We start from the raw sequence: 18,740 nt of genomic DNA, 5'->3' as shown, positions 1-18,740 counted from the left end.
GCCCTTGACCTGGAGCGCACTCCAGATTGGAGGCTGGTCCGCATGACGACGACACGCACGCTGGGACGCAGCGGCATCGAGGTGGGCGCGATCGGGATGGGATGCTGGGCGATCGGCGGTCCGCTCTGGGGTGACGGGGGGCAGCCGTTCGGTTGGGGCGAGGTCGACGACGACGAGTCGATCCGTACCATCCACCGGGCTCTCGACCTCGGGGTGACTCTGTTCGACACGGCCAGCAACTACGGCGCCGGGCACAGCGAGCGCGTCCTCGGCCGGGCCCTCGCGGGCCGCCGGTCCGAGGCGGTGATCGCCACCAAGTTCGGCAACGTCAGCGACGAAGAGACCCGACGGTGGCTCGGCACCGACGCCAGCGGAACGTTCGCCGTCCGCAGCCTGGAGGACTCGCTGCGCCGCCTCGGCACCGATCACGTCGACCTCTATCAACTGCACATCAACGAACTGCCGACGTCCGCCGCGCTCGACCTGGTCGACACCCTCGAGGGCCTCGTCGACCAGGGCAAGATCCGGGCGTACGGCTGGAGCACCGACAACGCGGCCTCGGCGGAGGCGTTCGCGGCCGGCGGACCGCACTGTGCCGCCATCCAGCACGACGAGTCGGTGCTGAGCGACAACGCGGCGGTCCTCGCCGTCTGCGACCGCCACGACCTGGCGAGCCTCAACCGGGGGCCACTGGCGATGGGGCTGCTCACCGGCTCGACGCGGGCGCCCGGCGCGGACGACGTACGCGGCCGTTCGCCCGAGTGGTTGCGGTGGTACACCGACGGCCGTCCGACGCCGGAGTGGGCGGCGCGGGTCGAGCAGGTCCGTGCGGCGCTCACCGCCGACGGACGGACCCTCGCCCAGGGCGCGCTCGGCTGGCTGCTGGCCCGCAGCCCACGGACGGTGCCGATCCCCGGCCTACGCACCGTAACCCAGGCCAATGAGAACCTGGAAACCCTGAAGCTGGGCCCACTCCCCCCAGAGGCGTACGCCGAGGTGGAGAACCTCCTGTCCGACCTACGCCCGTGACCCACCTCGCCGATCTTGCACTTTCGGTGGCGACGAAACGGGCCTGGCCCGACATAACGGCGACACAAAGTGCAAGATCGGCGAGGAGTGGAGGCGGGGCGCGTCCGGGGAGCGGGTTTTCGACGAAGATAACGGCATGCGGATCCTCATGGCCGGCGCGTCCGGCTTCCTCGGCACCCGGCTGGGCGACCGGCTCGTCGCCGACGGGCACCAGGTCACCCGACTCGTGCGACGAGCGCCGCGCGACCCTCACGAGCGGCAGTGGGACCCGGCGGCCGGTCAGCTCGACCCGGCCGTGGTCGCCGAGGCGGACGCGGTCATCAACCTGGCCGGCGCGGGCGTCGGCGACAAGCGTTGGAACGACGACTACCGGCGGTTGATCCGCACCAGCCGGGTGGACAGCACCACCACGCTCGCGACGACGATCGCCGGCCTGCCCGGGAGCGACCGACCCCGGGCGCTGCTCAACTCGTCCGCCGTCGGCTGGTACGGCAACACCGGCGACCGGGTGGTCGAGGAGGACGCCCCCGCCGGCGACGGTTTCCTGGCCGACGTCTGCCGGGTGTGGGAGGCCGCGACCCGACCGGCCGAGGACGCCGGGGTACGCGTGGTCCGGCTCCGTACCGGCCTGCCGCTGCACCGCGACGGCGGTCTGCTCAAGCCGCAGTTGCTCCCGTTCAAGCTGGGCATCGCCGGGCGGCTGGGCAGTGGGCGGCAGTGGCTGCCGTGGATCTCCATGCCGGACTGGCTGGACTCGACCCTCTTCCTGCTGACGCACGACGAGATCGCCGGTCCGGTCAACGTGGTGGGCCCGAACCCGGTGACGAACGCCGAGTTCACCCGCGAGCTGGCCCGACAGCTGCACCGCCCGGCGATCATCCCGATCCCCGCCCTGGCGCTCAAGGTGGCCCTGGGCGGCTTCGCCCACGAGGCCCTGACCAGCACGAGAGTCCACCCCAAAGTCCTGACGGAAGCCGCCTACCCCTACGCCCACCCCACCCTCCCCGAAGCCCTGAAGACGGCCCTCCAGGACTGACCAGCCCCACCCTCACCCAGTTGATCAAGAGGTTTGCGTCATCCGGGGGCCGGAATCTGACGCAAACCTCTTGATCAACGCGGTCCAGCCGGGGCGGCGGCGGGGGTCAGCAGCCGATCACCCAGTAGTTGGGGGCGGTCTGCTTGAGGGTGCTCGTGTAGAAGGTGTTGTAGAGGCCCATGCGCTGGTTCGAGCCGTTGGCGTAGGCGTAGCCACCGGACTGGTACGCCCGACCGGCCGTCACGTGGGCGTAGTTGGTCGCCGTCACGCAGGTCGGCGGCGTGGTCGGGGTCGGGCTCGCCGTGGGCGTCGCGGTGGGGGCGGGCGACGGAGTCGAGGTGGCGGGCGGGGTCGTGGGGGTGGTGCCGCCGCTGTTCAGGCCGAAGAAGAGCGCGTCGCGGTACGTCGAGCAGATGGTGTCCAGGAAGTACGCGGCGGCGGCGCCGCACTGGTCCGTCCCGGAGCCCGGGTCGACCGGCGTTCCGTGGCCCATGCCGGAGACGCGGTAGAGGCGTACCTCGTCGTTGCCGTACACCTCGAGGCTGGTGTTGCCCGGCAGCGACGACGTGCTGGTCGGCGTCTGCGAGATCCCCCGCACGTTGGTCCACTGGTCGCGGGACTCGGTGCCGTTCAGCGGGGTGACCGTGGTGTCCGACGTGCCGTGCCAGATGGCCACCCGGGGGCGCGGGCCGGTGTAGCCGGAGTAGGCGCCCCGGACCAGGTCGCCCCAGGCCGCCGGCGTCTTGTCCGTGCCCGGGTTCATGCAGCTGAACGCGTTGACCATGCTGGTGGCGCAGCGGTACGGGATGCCCGCGATGATCGATCCGGCGGCGAAGACGTCCGGGTAGGTGGCCAGCATGACGGCGCTCATCGCCCCGCCGGCGGAGAGGCCGCTGACGAAGACCCGCGAGCCGTCGACGGCGTAGTTCGCCTTGGCGTGGTCGACCATCTGCTTGATCGACAGCGCCTCGCCCTGACCTCGGGCCGTGTCGCCGGTCTCGAAGAAGTTGAAGCAGGAGTTGGCGTTGTTGCCGGAGGGCTGCTGGGCGACGATCAGCGTGAACTTCCAGAGGTCGGCGTACTTCTGCCAGCCCGAGTTGGCGAAGTAGCCGGAGGCGTTCTGGACGCACCCGTGCAGCAGCACCACGGCCGGGGAGTTGGCCGGCAGGTTGTCCGGCCGGTAGGCGTACATGGCGAGGTTGCCCGGGTTGGATCCGAACCCGGTGACCTGGGTGAGGCTGGCGGCCTGGGCGGGCGTGGCGAGGGTGATCGCGCCCGCCACGGCGAGGACGAGCCCGGCGGCCGCACCGGTCAGCCGGGTGAGGAGGGACGAGGAGCGGCGCACGGAGGCCTCCTGACAGGGCAGACTGTGAACTGGGTCACGGTCAAGTTGCCGAGACGTTACGACGGTGTGTCGCCGACCCGATATGGGGCGCGTTCACACATTCACGACAGCCGTTGTGTACGCCGAACTCCTCCCGCCACGGCAGCACCAGAGCTGACAACAACCGCCGGTCTGACCGGCTCGTCCAGGTCCGATTGGTAACGTCCGCTGCGTGCCGTCCTCCCCGTCGCTGGCCACCGGGCCCGCACCAGCGTCGTCACCGCGTACCCACCGGGACCTCCGGGCCGACCTGATCGTCGTGCTGGTGGCGCTCGCGCTCGCCGTCTGGGTGACCAGTGGGCTGTGGCGGGATCCGAACGTCCGCACGATCACCGTCAACTCCAGCGACCAGGCGCTCTTCGAGTGGCTGTTGGCCTTCGGCGGGCACGCGGTCACCCACGGGGAGAACCCCTTCTTCACCTATCTGATCAACGTCCCGGACGGCGTGAACCTCGCGGTCAACACCTCGATCACGGTGTACGCGGTGGTCTTCGCCCCGCTCACGTACCTCGTCGGGCCACCGGTGACGTTCCTCGTGATCCTCACCCTGAACCTGTTCGCCACCGCGCTGGCCTGGTACTGGCTGCTCTCGCGGCACCTCGTCCGCAGCCGGCTCGCCGCCGCCGTGGGCGGCCTCTTCATCGCCTACTCCCCCGGCATGGTCTCGCACGCCAACGCGCACCTGAACTGGACCGCGGGCTGGCTGGTCCCGCTGTTGATCTGGCGGCTGTTCGCGCTGCGACGGCCCGGGCACTGGCTGCGCGACGGGGTGATCCTCGGCGTGCTGGTCGCGGTGGCCTTCTCGATCGCCGCCGAGGGCCTGTTCTTCGCCGCTCTCGCGCTCGGCGTGTTCGTCGCCGTCTGGGCGTTGCACCCGGCCCACCGGGCCGAGGCCCGCGCCGCGCTACCCACGTTCCTGCGCGGGCTCGGTGTGACCGCCGTGGTGGCCGGCGTGCTGCTGGCGTACCCGCTGTGGTTGCACTTCGCGGGGCCGCAGCGGTTCCACGGCACCGGCTTCGACCCGGTGATCCACTCCGAGGACATCGCCGCGTTCGCCGCGTTCCCACGCCGGTCGCTGGCCGGGGAGGTCGGGCTGGGGACCGCGCTGGCGCCGAACCCCACCGAGGAGAACTCGTTCTTCGGGGTCCCTCTGCTCGTCCTCGCCGTGGTCTGCTTCGTCGCGCTGTGGCGACGCGCCGACCCCGGCCGCCGGGCGGTCCTCTGGGCGCTGGGCGTCGTCGCGGTGATCTTCTCGGTGCTGTCCTTCGGGCCGGTCGCGAAGTTCGACGGGCGGCGTACCGACCTGCCGATGCCGTTCGACATCCTCGGCCAGTTCCCGGTGGTGAACGCCGCGCTGCCCGCCCGGCTGGCGCTGGTGGTGGCCCCGGTGATCGGGGTGCTGCTGGCGTACACCGTCGAGCAGTTGCGCACCTCCCCACCCCGGCACCGCTCGACGGAGCTGGCCTGGGCGATCGGCTTCGCGGTGGCCCTGCTGCCGCTGCTGCCCACCCCGCTGCTGACCGACGAGCGGGAGCCGATCCCCCGGTTCATCACCTCGGGCACCTGGCGCGAGTACGTCTCCGACGGCAACACGTTGACGCCGGTGCCGCTGACCGTGGACATCTATCCGGACGGCCAGCGCTGGCAGGCGTACGCCCTGTCGCACCGCCACGGCGAGTTCGCCATTCCGGGCGGCTTCTTCCTGGGCCCGGGCGGGCCGGACGGTCGGGGCCGGATCGGCCCGGTGCCACGCACCCTGAGCGCCCTGATGGACCAGGCCGGCCGCACCGGGCTGGTGCCGATCATCACCGATGGCACCCGGACGGAAGTCCAGTCCGACCTGCGGCACTGGCGGATCGAGACGCTGGTCCTCGCCGACGCGGTGCACGGCGCGAAGTTCGAGGTGGACGAGGCGGCGGTCCGGCGTACCGCCACGGCACTGTTCGGCGAACCAGAGCGGGTCGACGACGTCTGGCTCTGGCGCGTCCCACCGGCCTGATCTCTGCGCTGGTGAGGCGGCTCACCAGGGATCGAAGCCGGATACGGGACTAGGCTTGACGTCGTGACGACCACGACCCCCGGCCTGACGGCCGTCCGCGCCGGCCTGCTCGACTACCAGGCCGCCTGGGACGAGCAGCGACGCCTGCACGAGTCGGTGGTGGCCGGCGAGCGCGGCGACACCGTGCTGCTGCTGGAGCACCCGAGCGTCTACACCGCCGGCAAGCGCACCGAGCCGTGGGACCGTCCCATGGACGGCACCCCGGTCGTGGACGTGGACCGCGGCGGCAAGATCACCTGGCACGGGCCGGGTCAGCTCGTCGGCTACCCGATCGTGCGACTGCCCGACCCGGTGGACGTCGTGGCCTACGTCCGTCGCACGGAAGACCTGCTCATCGGCGTGTGCGCCGAGTTCGGCCTGGCGGCAGGGCGGGTCGACGGGCGCAGTGGAGTCTGGGTGCCCGAGGACGACCGGGGGCCGGCCCGCAAGGTGGCCGCCATCGGCATCCGGGTGGCCCGGGGGGTCACCCTGCACGGCTTCTCGATCAACTGCGACTGCGACCTGACGTACTTCGACCGGATCGTGCCCTGCGGCATCCGCGACGCGGGCGTCACATCGCTCACCGCCGAGCTGGGCCGGCCGATCACCGTCGCCGACGTGCTGCCGGTGGTCGAGCGCCGCCTCGCCACCCTCATCGAGGTCTGAGCCCGCCCGTCGACCAGGAATTCCGCACCGGGTGTCCCGTGGGGCGTCCGGCCGATCGTCCCTATGGTGGAGTCGGCGAGAGCGTCGGCTCGACACCTGAGGCCGGCGCCCGCCGCCGGCCCGGACGCGAGGAGCGGACATGCCCACCTACATCGCGCTCACCTACACCGCGGACGTCGACTGGAGCAGTCCCGAGCAGGCTGACGAGATGGCGGAGTACCGGGAGTTCGGCGCGGCCGCCCGTGCGGTGATCCGCGGCGGCAGCGCGCTCTACCCGACCGCCACGGCGACCACCGTGCGCGTCGTCGGCGGCAAGGGCGGCGACGTGCTCACCACCGACGGCCCGTACGCCGAGACCAAGGAAGCCCTGACCGGCTTCTACCTGCTCGAATGCGCGGACCTGGACGAGGCCGTGGCGACGGTCGCGAAGATGCCGGCGGCCTGGAACGGCGCGGTCGAGGTGCGCCCCGTCATCCCGCTCTGACCCGATGCTGACCGGTGACGCGGCGACCGCCGCTGATGTGGCGGCGCGGGTCGTCCGGGCCGAACGGCCCCGGATCCTCGCCACGCTGATCCGCGTCACCGGCAGCGTCGACCTCGCCGAGGACGCCACGCAGGACGCGGTCGTCCGCGCGCTGGAGAGCTGGCCACGGGACGGCGTACCCGACAACCCGCGCGGCTGGCTGCTGGTCGTGGCCCGACGGCGGGCGGTCGACGTGATCCGCCGCGAGGCCCGCCGCGCCGGGAAGGAGGCCGAGGCCGTGGCGCTGCTCGATCCCGCGCCGGACTCCCCCGAGGCGGTCCGGGACGACCTGCTGCGGCTGATCTTCACGTGCTGCCATCCGGCGCTGTCCCTGGACGCGCAGGTGGCTCTGGCGCTGCGTACCCTCGGCGGGCTGACCACCGCCGAGGTGGCCCGCGCCCTGGTGGTGCCCGAGGCGACGATGACCAAGCGGCTCACCCGAGCCAAGCAGAAGATCGCCCGGGCCCGCATCCCTTATCGGGTACCGGCGGCCGAGGACCTGCCCGACCGGCTCTCCGGAGTCGCCGCCACCGTCTACCTGATCTTCAACGAGGGTTACGCGGCCGGCGCTGGCGACGACCTGATCCGGGTCGGGCTGGCGGACGAAGGCATCCGACTGGCACGGCTGCTGGTGGAGCTGATGCCGGACGAGCCGACCGGCCTCGGCCTGCTGGCCCTGCTGCTGTTGCAGGACTCCCGCCGGGCCGCGCGGATCGGCGACGACGGTCGACCGCTGCTGCTGAGCGAGCAGGACCGGACCCGCTGGGACCGGGCCGCGATCGCCGCCGGAGTCGACCTGGTCGGGCGAGGGCTGCGTCGCACCCCCGGCCACCCCGACCGGTACGTCGTCCAGGCCGCCATCGCGGCCTGCCACGCCCTCGCCCCGTCGTACGACCAGACGCCCTGGGATGCGGTGATCTCCTGGTACGACGTGCTGCTCACCGTGCACGACACACCCGTGGTGCGGCTGAACCGGGCGGCGGCCGTCGCCGAACGGGACGGCCCCGCCGCCGGGCTGGCTCTGGTGGACGCGATCGTCGGGCTGGACGGCTACCCGTGGTTCCACGCCACCCGTGCCGAACTGCTGTACCGCCTCGGCCGGACCGACGAGGCCGCGACGGCGTACCGGGCGGCGCTCGCGCTCGACCTCAACGGCCCGCAGGCGGCCCGGCTCCGCGACCGGCTCGCCACCCTGATCGGCTTCTGAGTTGGGCGGGTTCCGGCCGCCGAGCCAGTTAGCAAGGGCCCCCTGCTCTACCTCTGGCGTTAGCGGGGGGCCCTTCCTTACGGCGTCAGGCGGTGCAGGTCGCGCGGGAACGCGGTGACCTCCCGGACGTTGGCCGCCCCGACCAGGCGGGCCACGAACCGTTCCAGCCCGATGGCGAAACCGCCGTGCGGCGGCATGCCGTGCCGGAACGCGTCCAGATATTCGGCGTACGGCTCGACCGACTCACCCCGGGCCGCCAACGCCGCCAGGTAGTCGGCGTGCCGGTGTTGCCGTTGCCCGCCGGTGACCAGCTCCAGACCCCGAAAGAGCAGGTCAAACCCGTTGGAGTACGCGGGCCGCGCCGGGTCTGGGTGGGTGTAGAAGGGTCGCTTCGCCATCGGGTAGCCGGTGACGAAGAGGAAGTCGGAGCCGTGTTCGCGGCGGGCCCACTCGCCGAGCGCCCGTTCGTGGGCGGGCGCGAGGTCCGGCTCGTCGGCGGGAGCGCCGGCGATCACCAACGCCTCGGTGAAGTGCACCGCTGGGATCTCCGCCGGTACGGCCGGCACCTCGACGCCCAGCGTCGCCAGGGCGTCCCCGGCCCGCTCGGTCACCGCGCCCAGCATGCCGGCGACGACGTCGCGCAGCACCCGCATCACGTCGCGGTGGTCGGCGACGAAGCCCAGTTCCGCGTCGAGCGACGTGTACTGCGCGAGGTGCCGGACGGTGTCGTGCGGCTCGGCCCGGAAGACCGGTCCCACCTCGTAGACCCGTTCGAAGACGCCGACCATGAGCTGCTTGTAGAACTGCGGCGACTGGGCCAGGTACGCGGGCCGGCCGAACCAGTCCAGCGCGAACACGTTCGCCCCGCTCTCGGTGCTGGAGCTGACCACCTTCGGCGTGTGGACCTCCACGAAGTCGCGGGCGTCGAGCGCGGCACGGAAGCCGGCCACCGCCGCCGCCGAGATCCGCAGCGCCGCCGAGCGGGTCGGGTGACGCAGCGCCGTCGGGGCGTTGTCGAGCTGGGTGGGCAGGCTCGCGGTGAGCGCCGGCCGGTACAGGTCGAACGGCGGCGGCTCGGCGGGTGGGCCGAGTGGACGTACCGTCGGGTCGGTCAGCTCGACCCCGGCGGGCGCGGTGCCGTTCGACGTGACCGTGGCGGTGACCTCGACGACCGTCTCCTCGGTGAGTTTCGCCAGTTCGGCGCGGACGGCCGGGTCGGTGACGACCACCTGGGCCAGGCCGGACGCGTCACGCACGATCAGGAAGGCCACCGACTTGAGCAGTCGGCGTCGGTGCACCCAGCCGGCGATACGCACGGTCGAGCCGATCTGGGCGCCCAGGTGGTGGGACAGTGTTCGTCGCATGGCGGACTCCTCGGTCGATCGCCACGCCGTCGCCGCCCGGGGGCAGCGATGCGTCGCGTCAGCCCCAGGGAGGTGTGGGCGAGCGGGAACCTCGCGGTGCCACCACACCTTCGCCCCCGCCGAAGCGGGGGCCTCGTTCGTCGCCTGATGACCGGGGCCAGCCGGGCGAGCTCTACTAGGCGTCGCCGCCGTTCTGCCCGCAGCTCGGGAGGGTCTTCACGCACCCGTCGCCAGACCGCCTCTCAGCACCGGCGGCTCTCTGCACTGGCGGGGTCGGGAGGCTACTCGGCTCCGTCGTCGCTGTTGGCGCCGACGCTAACACCCCGAGGCCGTGCGTGTGACGCCATTTTTCGGCTTACCGGTGTCCGGCGTCACAACGTCAGCGGCGTGACGCCGGTCGCCTGACGCACATAGACGGCCACCATCCGGCGTAGGCTCGTTTTCGTGACGATCGAGCACTCCGCGCCGACGACCGGCCAGGCAGCGCGCTCCGCAACGGCCGCCCCCGAGGGGCGTCGCCTGCTGCGGATCGAGGCGCGCAACGCCGAGACGCCGATCGAGCGCAAACCGCCGTGGATCAAAGTCAAGGCCAAGATGGGCCCGGAGTACACCCAGTTGCGCGGGCTCGTCTCGCGCGAGGGGCTGCACACGGTCTGTCAGGAGGCCGGCTGCCCCAACATCTACGAGTGTTGGGAGGACCGGGAGGCCACCTTCCTCATCGGTGGTGACCAATGCACCCGGCGCTGTGACTTCTGCCAGATCGACACCGGCAAGCCGGCCGAGTTCGACGCCGACGAGCCCCGTCGCGTCGCCGAGTCGGTCGTCTCGATGGGCCTGCGCTACGCCACCATCACCGGCGTCGCCCGGGACGACCTGCCCGACGGCGGCGCGTGGCTCTACGCCGAGACGGTCCGGCAGATCCACGCCCTCCAGCCCGGCTGCGGCGTCGAGCTGCTGATCCCGGACTTCAACGCCGTACCCGAGCAGTTGGCCGAGGTGTTCGGCTCCCGGCCCGAGGTGCTGGCGCACAACGTGGAGACCGTGCCGCGCATCTTCAAGCGCATCCGCCCCGCGTTCCGATACGACCGCTCGCTCGACGTGATCCGGCAGGCCCGCGCCGACGGCCTGGTCACCAAGAGCAACCTCATCCTGGGCATGGGCGAGGAGCGGGCCGAGGTCTCGCAGGCGCTGCGCGACCTGCACGAGGCGGGCTGCGAGCTGATCACCATCACGCAGTACCTGCGCCCCTCCCCCCGGCACCACCCGGTGACCCGCTGGGTCAAGCCGGAGGAGTTCGTGGAGCTGCGCGAGGAGGCCGAGGAGATCGGCTTCGCCGGGGTGATGAGCGGACCGCTGGTGCGCTCGTCGTACCGCGCCGGCCGGCTCTACCAGCAGGCGCTCGACGCCCGCGCCGCCAGCACCGTCGCCACCGCCGGCTGACCCGCCGACAGCGCCGCACGGACCGTGCGGCGCCCGGGTGTCATGATCGTGCGATGACCGCCGGGGTACGCGACCAGCCGCGCGGCGCGGATCGACCGCGTCCGCGGCCCGGCGCGCAACTCGGACTCCTCGGCTGGCTCACCGGGTTGGCCCTGCTCGCCGGGGTCGGCTACCGGCTCTGGCTGCTGGGCCACGCCACTCCGCCGACGAACAGCGACGAGGCCACCATGGGGTTGGCCGCGCTGCACATCGCCCGGGGCGAGGACTTCCCGGTCTGGTTCTACGGCCAGCAGTACATGGGCACGCTGGAGGCGTACCTGGCCGCGCCGGTGTTCGCCCTCGCCGGTCCGTCGCTGTTCGCTCTGCGACTGCCCACGCTGGCGCTGTACGCGCTGTTCCTGCTGCTGGCCTGGCGACTGACGCTGCGGTTGACCGGGGACCGCTGGTTCGGTCTGCTGGTGGTCGTCCTGCTCGCCCTCGGGGCCGACCGGATCGTCAAGAACCAGTTGATCGCCGGCGGCGGCTACCCCGAGATGAACGCCGTCGGGGTGGCGCTCGCCCTGCTCGCCGTGGACCTGGCCGCCGGCCGACCCGGATGGCGGCTGACGCGCTGGGCGACCTGGGGATTCCTGGCCGGCCTGATGCTCTGGGTCGATCCGCTGGTGCTGCCGTACGTCGTGGCGACCGGCGCGGTGCTCGTCGGGTTCCGCCACCGGGAGCTGCGCGGTCGGGCCGGCGCGCTGGTCGGGGCGGCCGTCCTGCTGGGAGCCGCCCCGCTGCTCGCGGACAGCCTGTCGACCGGGCGGAACCCGGTGCACGCGGTGCTCGCCGCGGGTGGCGCCGACGCCACCGCCGGGTGGGCTGCCCGGCTGCACGGCGGGTTGCTGGTCGGACCGCCGCTCGGGATGGGCTTCTGCGACCCCGGCGCCTGTGCCACCTGGCAACTGTGGTGGGCGTACGCGCTGCCGGTGTTAGTCGTCGTCGCGGCCGGCACGGCCTGGCGCACCCTGCGTCGACCCCCCACCTCGGCCGGCACAGATGATTCGCCCCGCGTCGCGGGAGCGGTACGGCTGGCTCTCGTGCTGGCCGCGGTGGCGACGCTCGTCGCGTACACCGTGAGTAGTTCCTCCGGCCTGACCCCGGCGGACAGCGCCCGGTACCTGTCCACCCTGCTCATCGCCGTGCCGGCGCTGCTCTGGCCGGTCTGGACGCGGGCCCGGTCGGGGTCGACGGCGGCCCGGCCGGTCGCGGTCGCCGTCCTGGCCGCCACGCTGCTCACCACCGCCTGGGCCACCGCGCAGGCGGCGCGGACGGCCCCGGCGACCGGGGCCGCCGAGGCCCGACACGCCGAGCTGGTGACCACGCTGCGTGACCTCGGTGTACGACACGTGCGCGCCGGCTACTGGACCTGCAACCGTCTCACCTTCGCCAGCGCGGAGCGGGTGGTCTGCGCGGTCGTCGACGACGACCTGCGCCCCGGCTTCGACCGCTACCCCGCGTACCGCCGCGAGGTGGAGCGCGCGGCGGCGCCCGCCTGGGTGGCGCCGACCGGGTCGCCGCTGGCGGCCCGGCTCGACGCGCGACTCGGCGCGGGCCCGGACGCCCTCGACGTGGTCATCCTCGACGGCTGGCGCATCTACCTCCCGCGCGGCTAACGGCGACGTCAACCCCGGGCGGCGGGCTCGGCCAGCAGGCCGAGGCGGTGGGCCAGCGCGGCGGCCTCCCCCCGGTTGGTGACGTCCAGCTTGGCGATGATGCGGGAGACGTGCACGCTTGCCGTCTTCGGTGAGATGAACAAGCGCTCGGCGATGCGGCTGTTGCTGTGCCCCTCGGCGACCAGCCGCAGCACCTCCCGTTCCCGGGACGTCAGCAGATCCGGGCCGGTCCCACCGGCGCCCGCCGCGCGCAGACCGACCCGCCGCGCCAGGGTGGCGGCGGCACCGGCCAGTGGCGTCGCGCCGAGCCGCCGGGCGATCTCGGCCGCCTCGGTGATCGCCGCCGACACCTCGTCCCGCTCGCCGGCCAGGGCGGCGGCCTCCGCCAGCGCCAGCAACGCCCGGCCCAGCGGGTACGGCTGCCCGTCGGCCCGCCACGCCCGCACCGCCGTCCGCCACGTCGGCAACGCCTCGTCGTCGGCCGCCAGCAGGGCGTCGACCTGGGTGGAGTGCGCCCGCGCGGCCGGGTGTCGCGCCGGCAGGTCGGCCGCGAGCGCGGCCACGGCGGCGGCCAACTCGACGTCACCCGTGCGGGCGGCGGTACGCGCGGCAGCGCTCAGCACCGGCCAGCCCTCGCGGGGTAGCTGCGGCAGGCTCTCGTCGGCCACCGCCACGCGAGCCGCGCGTACCGCCTCGGACACGTCGTCGGCGGCCAGCGCCGCCTCGATCCCCAGCTCGTGCAGGGGCAGTCGGTGGTTCGGCCACAGGTAGGGCCGGCCGAGGAAGGCCAACGCCCGCTCGACCAGCTCGTCGGCGCCCGGGTGCGCCCGGGCCAGCCGCAGACCGGCGCACACCTGGAGCCAGTGCAGGCCGGTCACGCCGGACAGGTCGATCCGGGCCGCCTCGGCGCACACCGTCTCCGCGTCGTCCCAGCGGCCCAACGCGATCAGCGCCTCCGCCCGGTTGGACAGCAGGTACGCCCCCGTCGAGCGGCTGATCCCCACCCGCCGCGCCTCGGCCATGCCGGCCTCGGCCGCCTCGGCGGACTCGGCGTAGCGGCCCGCCTCGCAGAGCAGGTCCGACTGGAACACCTTGGCGAGCACCAGGGCCGGCACGTCACCGGACGCCCGGGCCGCCGCCTCGGCGCGGTCCAGCTCCGCGAGCCCCCGTTCGCCGTCCCGTTCGCCCTGGCAGAGCAGCGCGATCCGGGTCGCGAGCAGGGCCGGTTCCGCGCCCAGCGCCTTGGCGTCCGTGGCAGCTTCGGCCGCCACCCGGGCGGCCTGCGCGGCATCGATCTTGACCAGGTGGGTGGCGATGTCGGCGAGCAGCCGGACCCGCTCGACACCGGGCTGACCGCCGGCCGCCAGGCGGTACGCCTCGTCCAGCTCCCGCCGGCCGTCGCTCTTGCCCAGCAGGGCCATCAGTCGGCCCCGCTGGTCCAGCAGGCGGGCGGCGCGCAGCGGCGCGGCGTCGGCGTCCACCTCGGCCAGTCCGGCGCGGGTCAACGTGATGGCCCGGCTGAAGTCGCCGGCCGTCACCGCCGCGTCCAGCGTCTGCTCCAGCAACGCCAGATGGTCCATGCCCAGCAGGTCGGCCGCGTCCGGCACCAACTCCCACAGCTCCAACGCCCGCTCCAGCAGGCGACGCTGCTCGGCGTAGGCGTACCGGTCGGCGGCGGCGCAGGCCGCGACCCGAGCGGCGACGAGGGCGCGGGGATGGTCGTGCGCCGCGTACCAGTGGTGGGCGATCTCGGCCGGGGCGCGGCCGGCGACGACCAGGTGCGGCTGCGCCTCGATCGCGGCGGCGAACCGCGCGTGCAGCCGGGCGTGCTCGCCGGGCAGCAACTCGTCGTGCACGGCCTCACGGACCAGAGCGTGCCGGAACTCGTAGTCGCCGTCCCGGTCGGCTACCACCAGTTGGGCCGCGACGGCCGCGCGCAGCGCGTCCTCCAACTCGGCCTCGGGCAGGCCGGCGACCTCGGCGAGCAGGTCGTGGGCGAAGCGCGTGCCGCCGGCCGCGGCGATCCGCAGGACCCGCTGGGTCGGCTCGGGCAGCCGGTCCACCCGGGCCAGCAGCAGGTCCCGCAGCGTCTCGGGGATCGCCGCGCAGCCGATCGGGTCGCCGGCCACCGCCAGCTCCTCGATGAAGAACGGATTGCCCTGCGTACGCTTGTGGACGTCGTCGACGGCACGCGGCGCCGGCTCGCCGCCGAGCAGGTCGGCGAGGATCGCGCCGGTGCCGTCGCGGTCCAGCCGGCCCAGCTCGACCCGTTCCACACCGCGGGCCCGGTCCAGCTCGGCGAGGAACGGGCGCAGCGGATGTCCGCGCTGCAACTCGTCGGTGCGGTACGTGCAGACCAGCAGGAGCCGACCCGGCCGCGCGGCCCGGACCAGGAAACCGATCAGATCCCGGGTGGACCGATCCGCCCAGTGCAGGTCCTCGATCACCAGCAGCAGCGGCCGAACGTCGGCGAGCCGCTGGAACAGCTCGGCGACCAGGTCGAACAGGTATCCGCGCGGGGCGTCGGTCAGCGGTCCCGCTCGCGACACGGTCGACGCCGTCGGCGTCCGGCCCAGCTCCGGCAGCAGACGGGCGAACTCCGCCTCGAAACCGGCGAAGACCTCCGGGCCGTCGGCCCGCAGCACCGCGCGCAGCGCGGCGGCGAACGGGGCGAACGGCAGTCCCGCCTCCCCCAGCTCCAGGCACTGGCCGACCAGCACCCGGCTGCCGGCGGCGGTGGCCCCGACCGCGAAGTCCTCCAACAGCCGGGTCTTGCCCACCCCCGCCTCACCACCCACCAGCACGGTGGCCGGCTCGCCCTTCCCGGCCCGACCCAGCGCGTCGTGCAGCGCCGCGATCTCGCGCTGGCGGCCGACAAGGACGGAACTCGCGGCACGGAGGGTCACGCGACCGAGCATGCCATGACCGGACGACACCGCGACCCCGCCGGCCGGCCCGCGCCATGGCGGCCCGGCCGGCGGTCGCGGCCTCGTCCCGCCGCCCCCGTTTGGCGACGGGACGGGCCGGTCGGCCGTGTCGGGTGGCGCGGTCGCGGTCACCGGCGGTCGTCGCCCGTGCGGCGGACCGGCTGACGGCGTCCCGTCCAGGTACGGCCGGCCCGGCGCGTCACCGAGCGGGCCAGTCGCTCGGCGGCGGCCTCGGCCCGCAGCTCGGCGGCCTGGGTACGGTGCAGGGAGAGCAGGAAGTCCACGTCGTTGCCGAACATGTCGGGCTCCTTCGTCGCGTCGTCGTTCGCTGCCGACAACTCTTCGCGTGAAGGCCCCGACCCGGCATGGGCACACCGCCTCATCTCTCCCGGCGGCACCCTCCTTACCCGCCCGATCCGGGCCGCTGAGGGGACGTAAGGTACTCAGCCGGGCGGCACCCGGACGCGGATCAACCCGGGCGACGGGGACCACTAGACTCTGCGGCATGGCAAAGCCCCAGGAGAAGGTCTCGTTCGGCCAGCGGCTGAAGCAGATCGGGATGGTGTTCCAGTTCACCGCCAAGCAGGACCGGTGGTTCGCGCCGCTGGTCGCCGCAGCGGTGCTCATCCCGCTCGCGCTCACCGTGGTCGCGGTGATCCTCTGGGGCTGGATCTGGCTGCCGCTGGGCATCCTGTTCGCCCTGCTCGCGGTGCTGATCGTGCTGAACCTGCGGTCCAACGCGGCGATGATGAACGCCGCCGAGGGGCAGCCCGGCGCGGCGGCGCAGATCATGGATAACATGCGCGGCGACTGGCGGGTCACGCCGGCCGTCAGCTCCACCACCCAGATGGACATGGTCCACCTGGTGATCGGCCGGCCGGGCGTGATCCTGCTGGCCGAGGGCAACCCCCAGCGCGTACGCGGCCTGCTCGGGCAGGAGAAGCGTCGACTGGCCAAGGTCATCGGCTCCGCCCCGCTGCACGACTACGTGATCGGCCAGCAGGAGGGCGAGCTGCCGATCCGCAAGCTGCGCAACACCCTGCTGCGGCTGCCCCGCGCGCTCAGCGGCAAGGACGTCAACGCGCTGGACAGGCGCCTCAAGGCGCTCACCGCCCGTCCGCAGATGCCCAAGGGCGCGATCCCGAAGAACATGCGCCCGCCGGGCGGCGCCCGCCAGCCGCGACGCTGACCTCGTACCCGAAGAGAGCCGGACCCCCACGGGTCCGGCTCTTTCTCGTGGAAGTCGACCGTCAGGCGCGGGGGGCGTCGACGACGACGGAGTCGACGAGCCGGTCGTGTACGCCCCGGCGGTGCTGGTCCATGATCAGCGCGGGGACGACGAGCGCCAGCAGCACGCCCCGGGCCAGCGCGCGGAGCACGCCGATCCGGCCCCCGTCGTGCCAGTTCACGCAGCGGACCTTGGTGATGTACATGCCCGGCGTCTGGGCGAACAGGCCGAGGAAGAGGCCGTACTCCAGGATCAGCACGAGCACCGGTGCCCAACCGTCGCGTACCGGATCGGCGAAGATGTTGGCCACCAGCAGGCAGAGCACCCAGTCCACGATCAGCGCGCCGAAGCGCCGGCCCAGGCTCGGCGGGGTGAAGGTCGGGTCGCTGGCCGGCGCTGCCGGGACGTGCGGATTGGTCACAGCGATCAAGGGTATCCGCGTCCGAATCGGGGCCGCCGAGGAGCCGTCGAGGAGCCGTCACCACAGCGTGCCGATTCGGGCCAATGGCCTCAAGTGTCATTACACTGGCACAGCCGGTACGACGTTCGCGCAGGCTGAGTGCGTGGACAGGAGCATCCCTGACGCTCCGCGAGGGACGTAACACGGCAGAAACACTGAAGACATGGCCGGGCAACTCCCCGGCCATAGCGTCCCCAGGACGCTAGCCACCCGTGGACGTGCCAGGAGGATGTGTGTTCGCCAATCCCGAGGAACTGCTGCGATACCTCAAGAACGAGGACGTGAAGTTCGTCGACGTGCGTTTCTGTGACCTGCCCGGTGTGATGCAGCACTTCAACCTGCCGGTCGAGTCCGTCAACGACGACCTCTTCACCGACGGCCTCGCGTTCGACGGCTCGTCGATCCGCGGTTTCCAGGCGATCCACGAGTCGGACATGCTCCTGCTCCCGGATGTCGCCACCGCGTTCATCGACCCGTTCCGCGCGCAGAAGACGCTCGCGCTGAACTTCTTCATCCACGACCCGTTCACCCGCGAGGCCTACAGCCGCGACCCGCGCAACGTCGCGAAGAAGGCCGAGGCGTACCTGGCGGCCAGCGGCATCGCCGACACCGCCTACTTCGGCGCCGAGGCGGAGTTCTACATCTTCGACTCGATCCGCCACGAGACCTCGGCGCACCAGTCGTTCTACTACATCGACTCGATCGAGGGCGCCTGGAACACCGGCCGCGACGAGGCGGGCGGCAACCTCGGTTACAAGACCGCCTACAAGGGCGGCTACTTCCCGGTGCCGCCGGTCGACCACTACGCCGACCTGCGCGACTCGATCGTGCGTCGCCTGGTCGACACCGGCTTCACCGTGGAGCGCTCGCACCACGAGGTGGGCACCGCCGGCCAGTCCGAGATCAACTACAAGTTCTCGACGCTGCTGCACGCCGGCGACCAGCTCCAGCTCTTCAAGTACATCGTGAAGAACGAGGCCTGGGCCAACGGCAAGACCGCCACGTTCATGCCCAAGCCGCTCTTCGGTGACAACGGCTCCGGCATGCACACCCACCAGAGCCTCTGGCTCAACGGTGAGCCGCTGTTCTACGACGAGACCGGCTACGCCGGCCTGTCCGACACCGCCCGCTGGTACATCGGCGGTCTGCTGCACCACGCCCCGTCGCTGCTGGCGTTCACCAACCCGACGGTCAACTCGTACCGTCGCCTGGTGCCGGGCTACGAGGCCCCGGTCAACCTGGTCTACTCGCAGCGCAACCGCTCCGCCTGCACCCGCATCCCGGTGACCGGTAGCAACCCGAAGGCCAAGCGCGTCGAGTTCCGCGTGCCGGACCCGTCGGCAAACGTCTACCTGGCCTTCTCGGCCATGATGATGGCCGGCCTGGACGGCATCAAGAGCAAGATCGAGCCGCCGACGCCGATCGACAAGGACCTCTACGACCTCCCGCCGGAGGAGTGGGGCGACGTCAAGCAGGTTCCGGGCTCGCTGCCGGCCGTGCTCGACTCGCTCGAGGCCGACCACGACTACCTGCTCGAGGGTGGCGTCTTCACCCCCGACCTGATCTCCACCTGGGTCGACTGGAAGCGCGCCAACGAGGTCGACCCGGTGCGTCTGCGCCCGACCCCGCACGAGTTCGCCATGTACTACGACTGCTGACCAGTCACACCGCTCTACCGGCCGGGGGGGGGGGGGGGGGGCGGGGGGGGGGGGGGCCCGGGCGGCCCCCCCCCCCCCCAAAAAAAACACGACACGAAAAATTTACGGGGGGGGAAGAGCGAGGG

At 72.6% G+C, this 18,740-nt stretch carries 15 protein-coding genes; 10 read left to right on the top strand and 5 right to left on the bottom strand.

The genetic code is table 11. The features are described from left to right. Positions 1–42: 42 nt before the first annotated feature. Both ABZ272_RS08980 and ABZ272_RS08975 read left to right on the top strand, forming a co-directional pair. Complete coding sequence (locus ABZ272_RS08980) at positions 43–1,029, top strand: aldo/keto reductase (protein ID WP_355049351.1); 987 nt, start codon at positions 43–45, stop codon at positions 1,027–1,029. Between the two features lie 136 nt (positions 1,030–1,165). Continuing rightward, on the top strand, positions 1,166–2,065 hold the full coding sequence (locus tag ABZ272_RS08975) for a TIGR01777 family oxidoreductase (RefSeq protein WP_355049350.1): 900 nt from the start codon (positions 1,166–1,168) through the stop codon (positions 2,063–2,065). A 106-nt stretch (positions 2,066–2,171) separates the two neighbouring features. Here the strand turns inward: ABZ272_RS08975 and ABZ272_RS08970 are convergent, their stop codons facing one another. Continuing rightward, positions 2,172–3,410 carry a PHB depolymerase family esterase gene (locus ABZ272_RS08970; RefSeq protein WP_355049349.1) on the bottom strand — a complete coding sequence of 413 codons (1,239 nt, stop codon included), beginning with the start codon at positions 3,408–3,410 and terminating at the stop codon, positions 2,172–2,174. Positions 3,411–3,621: 211 nt separating this feature from the next. Here ABZ272_RS08970 and ABZ272_RS08965 point away from each other — a divergent pair, with 211 nt between their 5' ends. The 4 genes from ABZ272_RS08965 to ABZ272_RS08950 all read left to right on the top strand — a co-directional run bounded on the left by ABZ272_RS08965 (position 3,622) and on the right by ABZ272_RS08950 (position 7,883). After that, the gene (locus ABZ272_RS08965) at positions 3,622–5,448 is read left to right on the top strand and encodes a DUF2079 domain-containing protein (RefSeq protein ID WP_355049348.1); all 1,827 of its coding nucleotides are present in this window, start codon (positions 3,622–3,624) and stop codon (positions 5,446–5,448) included. Between the two features lie 63 nt (positions 5,449–5,511). Then, positions 5,512–6,153, top strand: coding sequence for a lipoyl(octanoyl) transferase LipB (lipB, locus tag ABZ272_RS08960; RefSeq protein WP_355049347.1), 642 nt, complete (start codon positions 5,512–5,514; stop codon positions 6,151–6,153). 139 nt (positions 6,154–6,292) lie between these two features. Continuing rightward, positions 6,293–6,637 carry a YciI family protein gene (locus tag ABZ272_RS08955; protein ID WP_355049346.1) on the top strand — a complete coding sequence of 115 codons (345 nt, stop codon included), beginning with the start codon at positions 6,293–6,295 and terminating at the stop codon, positions 6,635–6,637. Between the two features lie 4 nt (positions 6,638–6,641). Beyond that, the gene (locus ABZ272_RS08950; RefSeq protein ID WP_355049345.1) at positions 6,642–7,883 is read left to right on the top strand and encodes a sigma-70 family RNA polymerase sigma factor; all 1,242 of its coding nucleotides are present in this window, start codon (positions 6,642–6,644) and stop codon (positions 7,881–7,883) included. 77 nt (positions 7,884–7,960) lie between these two features. On the opposite strand, the gene aspS is transcribed toward ABZ272_RS08950, so the two are convergent. Beyond that, the gene (gene aspS / locus ABZ272_RS08945; protein ID WP_355049344.1) at positions 7,961–9,247 is read right to left on the bottom strand and encodes an aspartate--tRNA(Asn) ligase; all 1,287 of its coding nucleotides are present in this window, start codon (positions 9,245–9,247) and stop codon (positions 7,961–7,963) included. A gap of 444 nt (positions 9,248–9,691) precedes the next feature. On the opposite strand from aspS, the gene lipA reads away from it, so the two are divergent. Both lipA and ABZ272_RS08935 read left to right on the top strand, forming a co-directional pair. Next, a complete protein-coding gene (gene lipA / locus ABZ272_RS08940; protein WP_355049343.1) occupies positions 9,692–10,687 on the top strand; it encodes a lipoyl synthase in 996 nt (331 codons plus the stop codon). A 53-nt stretch (positions 10,688–10,740) separates the two neighbouring features. Beyond that, positions 10,741–12,342 (top strand): hypothetical protein, encoded by a 1,602-nt coding sequence (locus ABZ272_RS08935; protein ID WP_355049342.1) that lies wholly within the window; start codon positions 10,741–10,743, stop codon positions 12,340–12,342. A gap of 8 nt (positions 12,343–12,350) precedes the next feature. On the opposite strand, the gene ABZ272_RS08930 is transcribed toward ABZ272_RS08935, so the two are convergent. Together ABZ272_RS08930 and ABZ272_RS08925 are read right to left on the bottom strand one after the other, a co-directional pair. Continuing rightward, positions 12,351–15,248 (bottom strand): AAA family ATPase, encoded by a 2,898-nt coding sequence (locus ABZ272_RS08930; RefSeq protein WP_355049341.1) that lies wholly within the window; start codon positions 15,246–15,248, stop codon positions 12,351–12,353. A gap of 149 nt (positions 15,249–15,397) precedes the next feature. Beyond that, positions 15,398–15,568, bottom strand: a complete 171-nt coding sequence (locus ABZ272_RS08925; RefSeq protein WP_355049340.1) for a hypothetical protein — start codon at positions 15,566–15,568, stop codon at positions 15,398–15,400. A gap of 206 nt (positions 15,569–15,774) precedes the next feature. Between ABZ272_RS08925 and ABZ272_RS08920 the strand changes: the two genes are divergently transcribed. Further along, positions 15,775–16,458, top strand: a complete 684-nt coding sequence (locus tag ABZ272_RS08920) for a DUF4191 domain-containing protein (RefSeq protein ID WP_355049339.1) — start codon at positions 15,775–15,777, stop codon at positions 16,456–16,458. A gap of 61 nt (positions 16,459–16,519) precedes the next feature. On the opposite strand, the gene ABZ272_RS08915 is transcribed toward ABZ272_RS08920, so the two are convergent. Continuing rightward, positions 16,520–16,918, bottom strand: coding sequence for an RDD family protein (locus tag ABZ272_RS08915; RefSeq protein ID WP_355049338.1), 399 nt, complete (start codon positions 16,916–16,918; stop codon positions 16,520–16,522). Positions 16,919–17,190: 272 nt separating this feature from the next. Between ABZ272_RS08915 and glnA the strand changes: the two genes are divergently transcribed. Then, positions 17,191–18,615 carry a type I glutamate--ammonia ligase gene (glnA, locus tag ABZ272_RS08910; RefSeq protein ID WP_355049337.1) on the top strand — a complete coding sequence of 475 codons (1,425 nt, stop codon included), beginning with the start codon at positions 17,191–17,193 and terminating at the stop codon, positions 18,613–18,615. Positions 18,616–18,740 lie beyond the last annotated feature (125 nt).

The organism is Micromonospora sp. NPDC005979 (genome assembly GCF_040614415.1).
GTDB lineage: Bacteria > Actinomycetota > Actinomycetes > Mycobacteriales > Micromonosporaceae > Micromonospora.
Note: the sequence above shows the minus strand (reverse complement) of the source record. Positions and strands in the feature narration are given on the sequence as shown.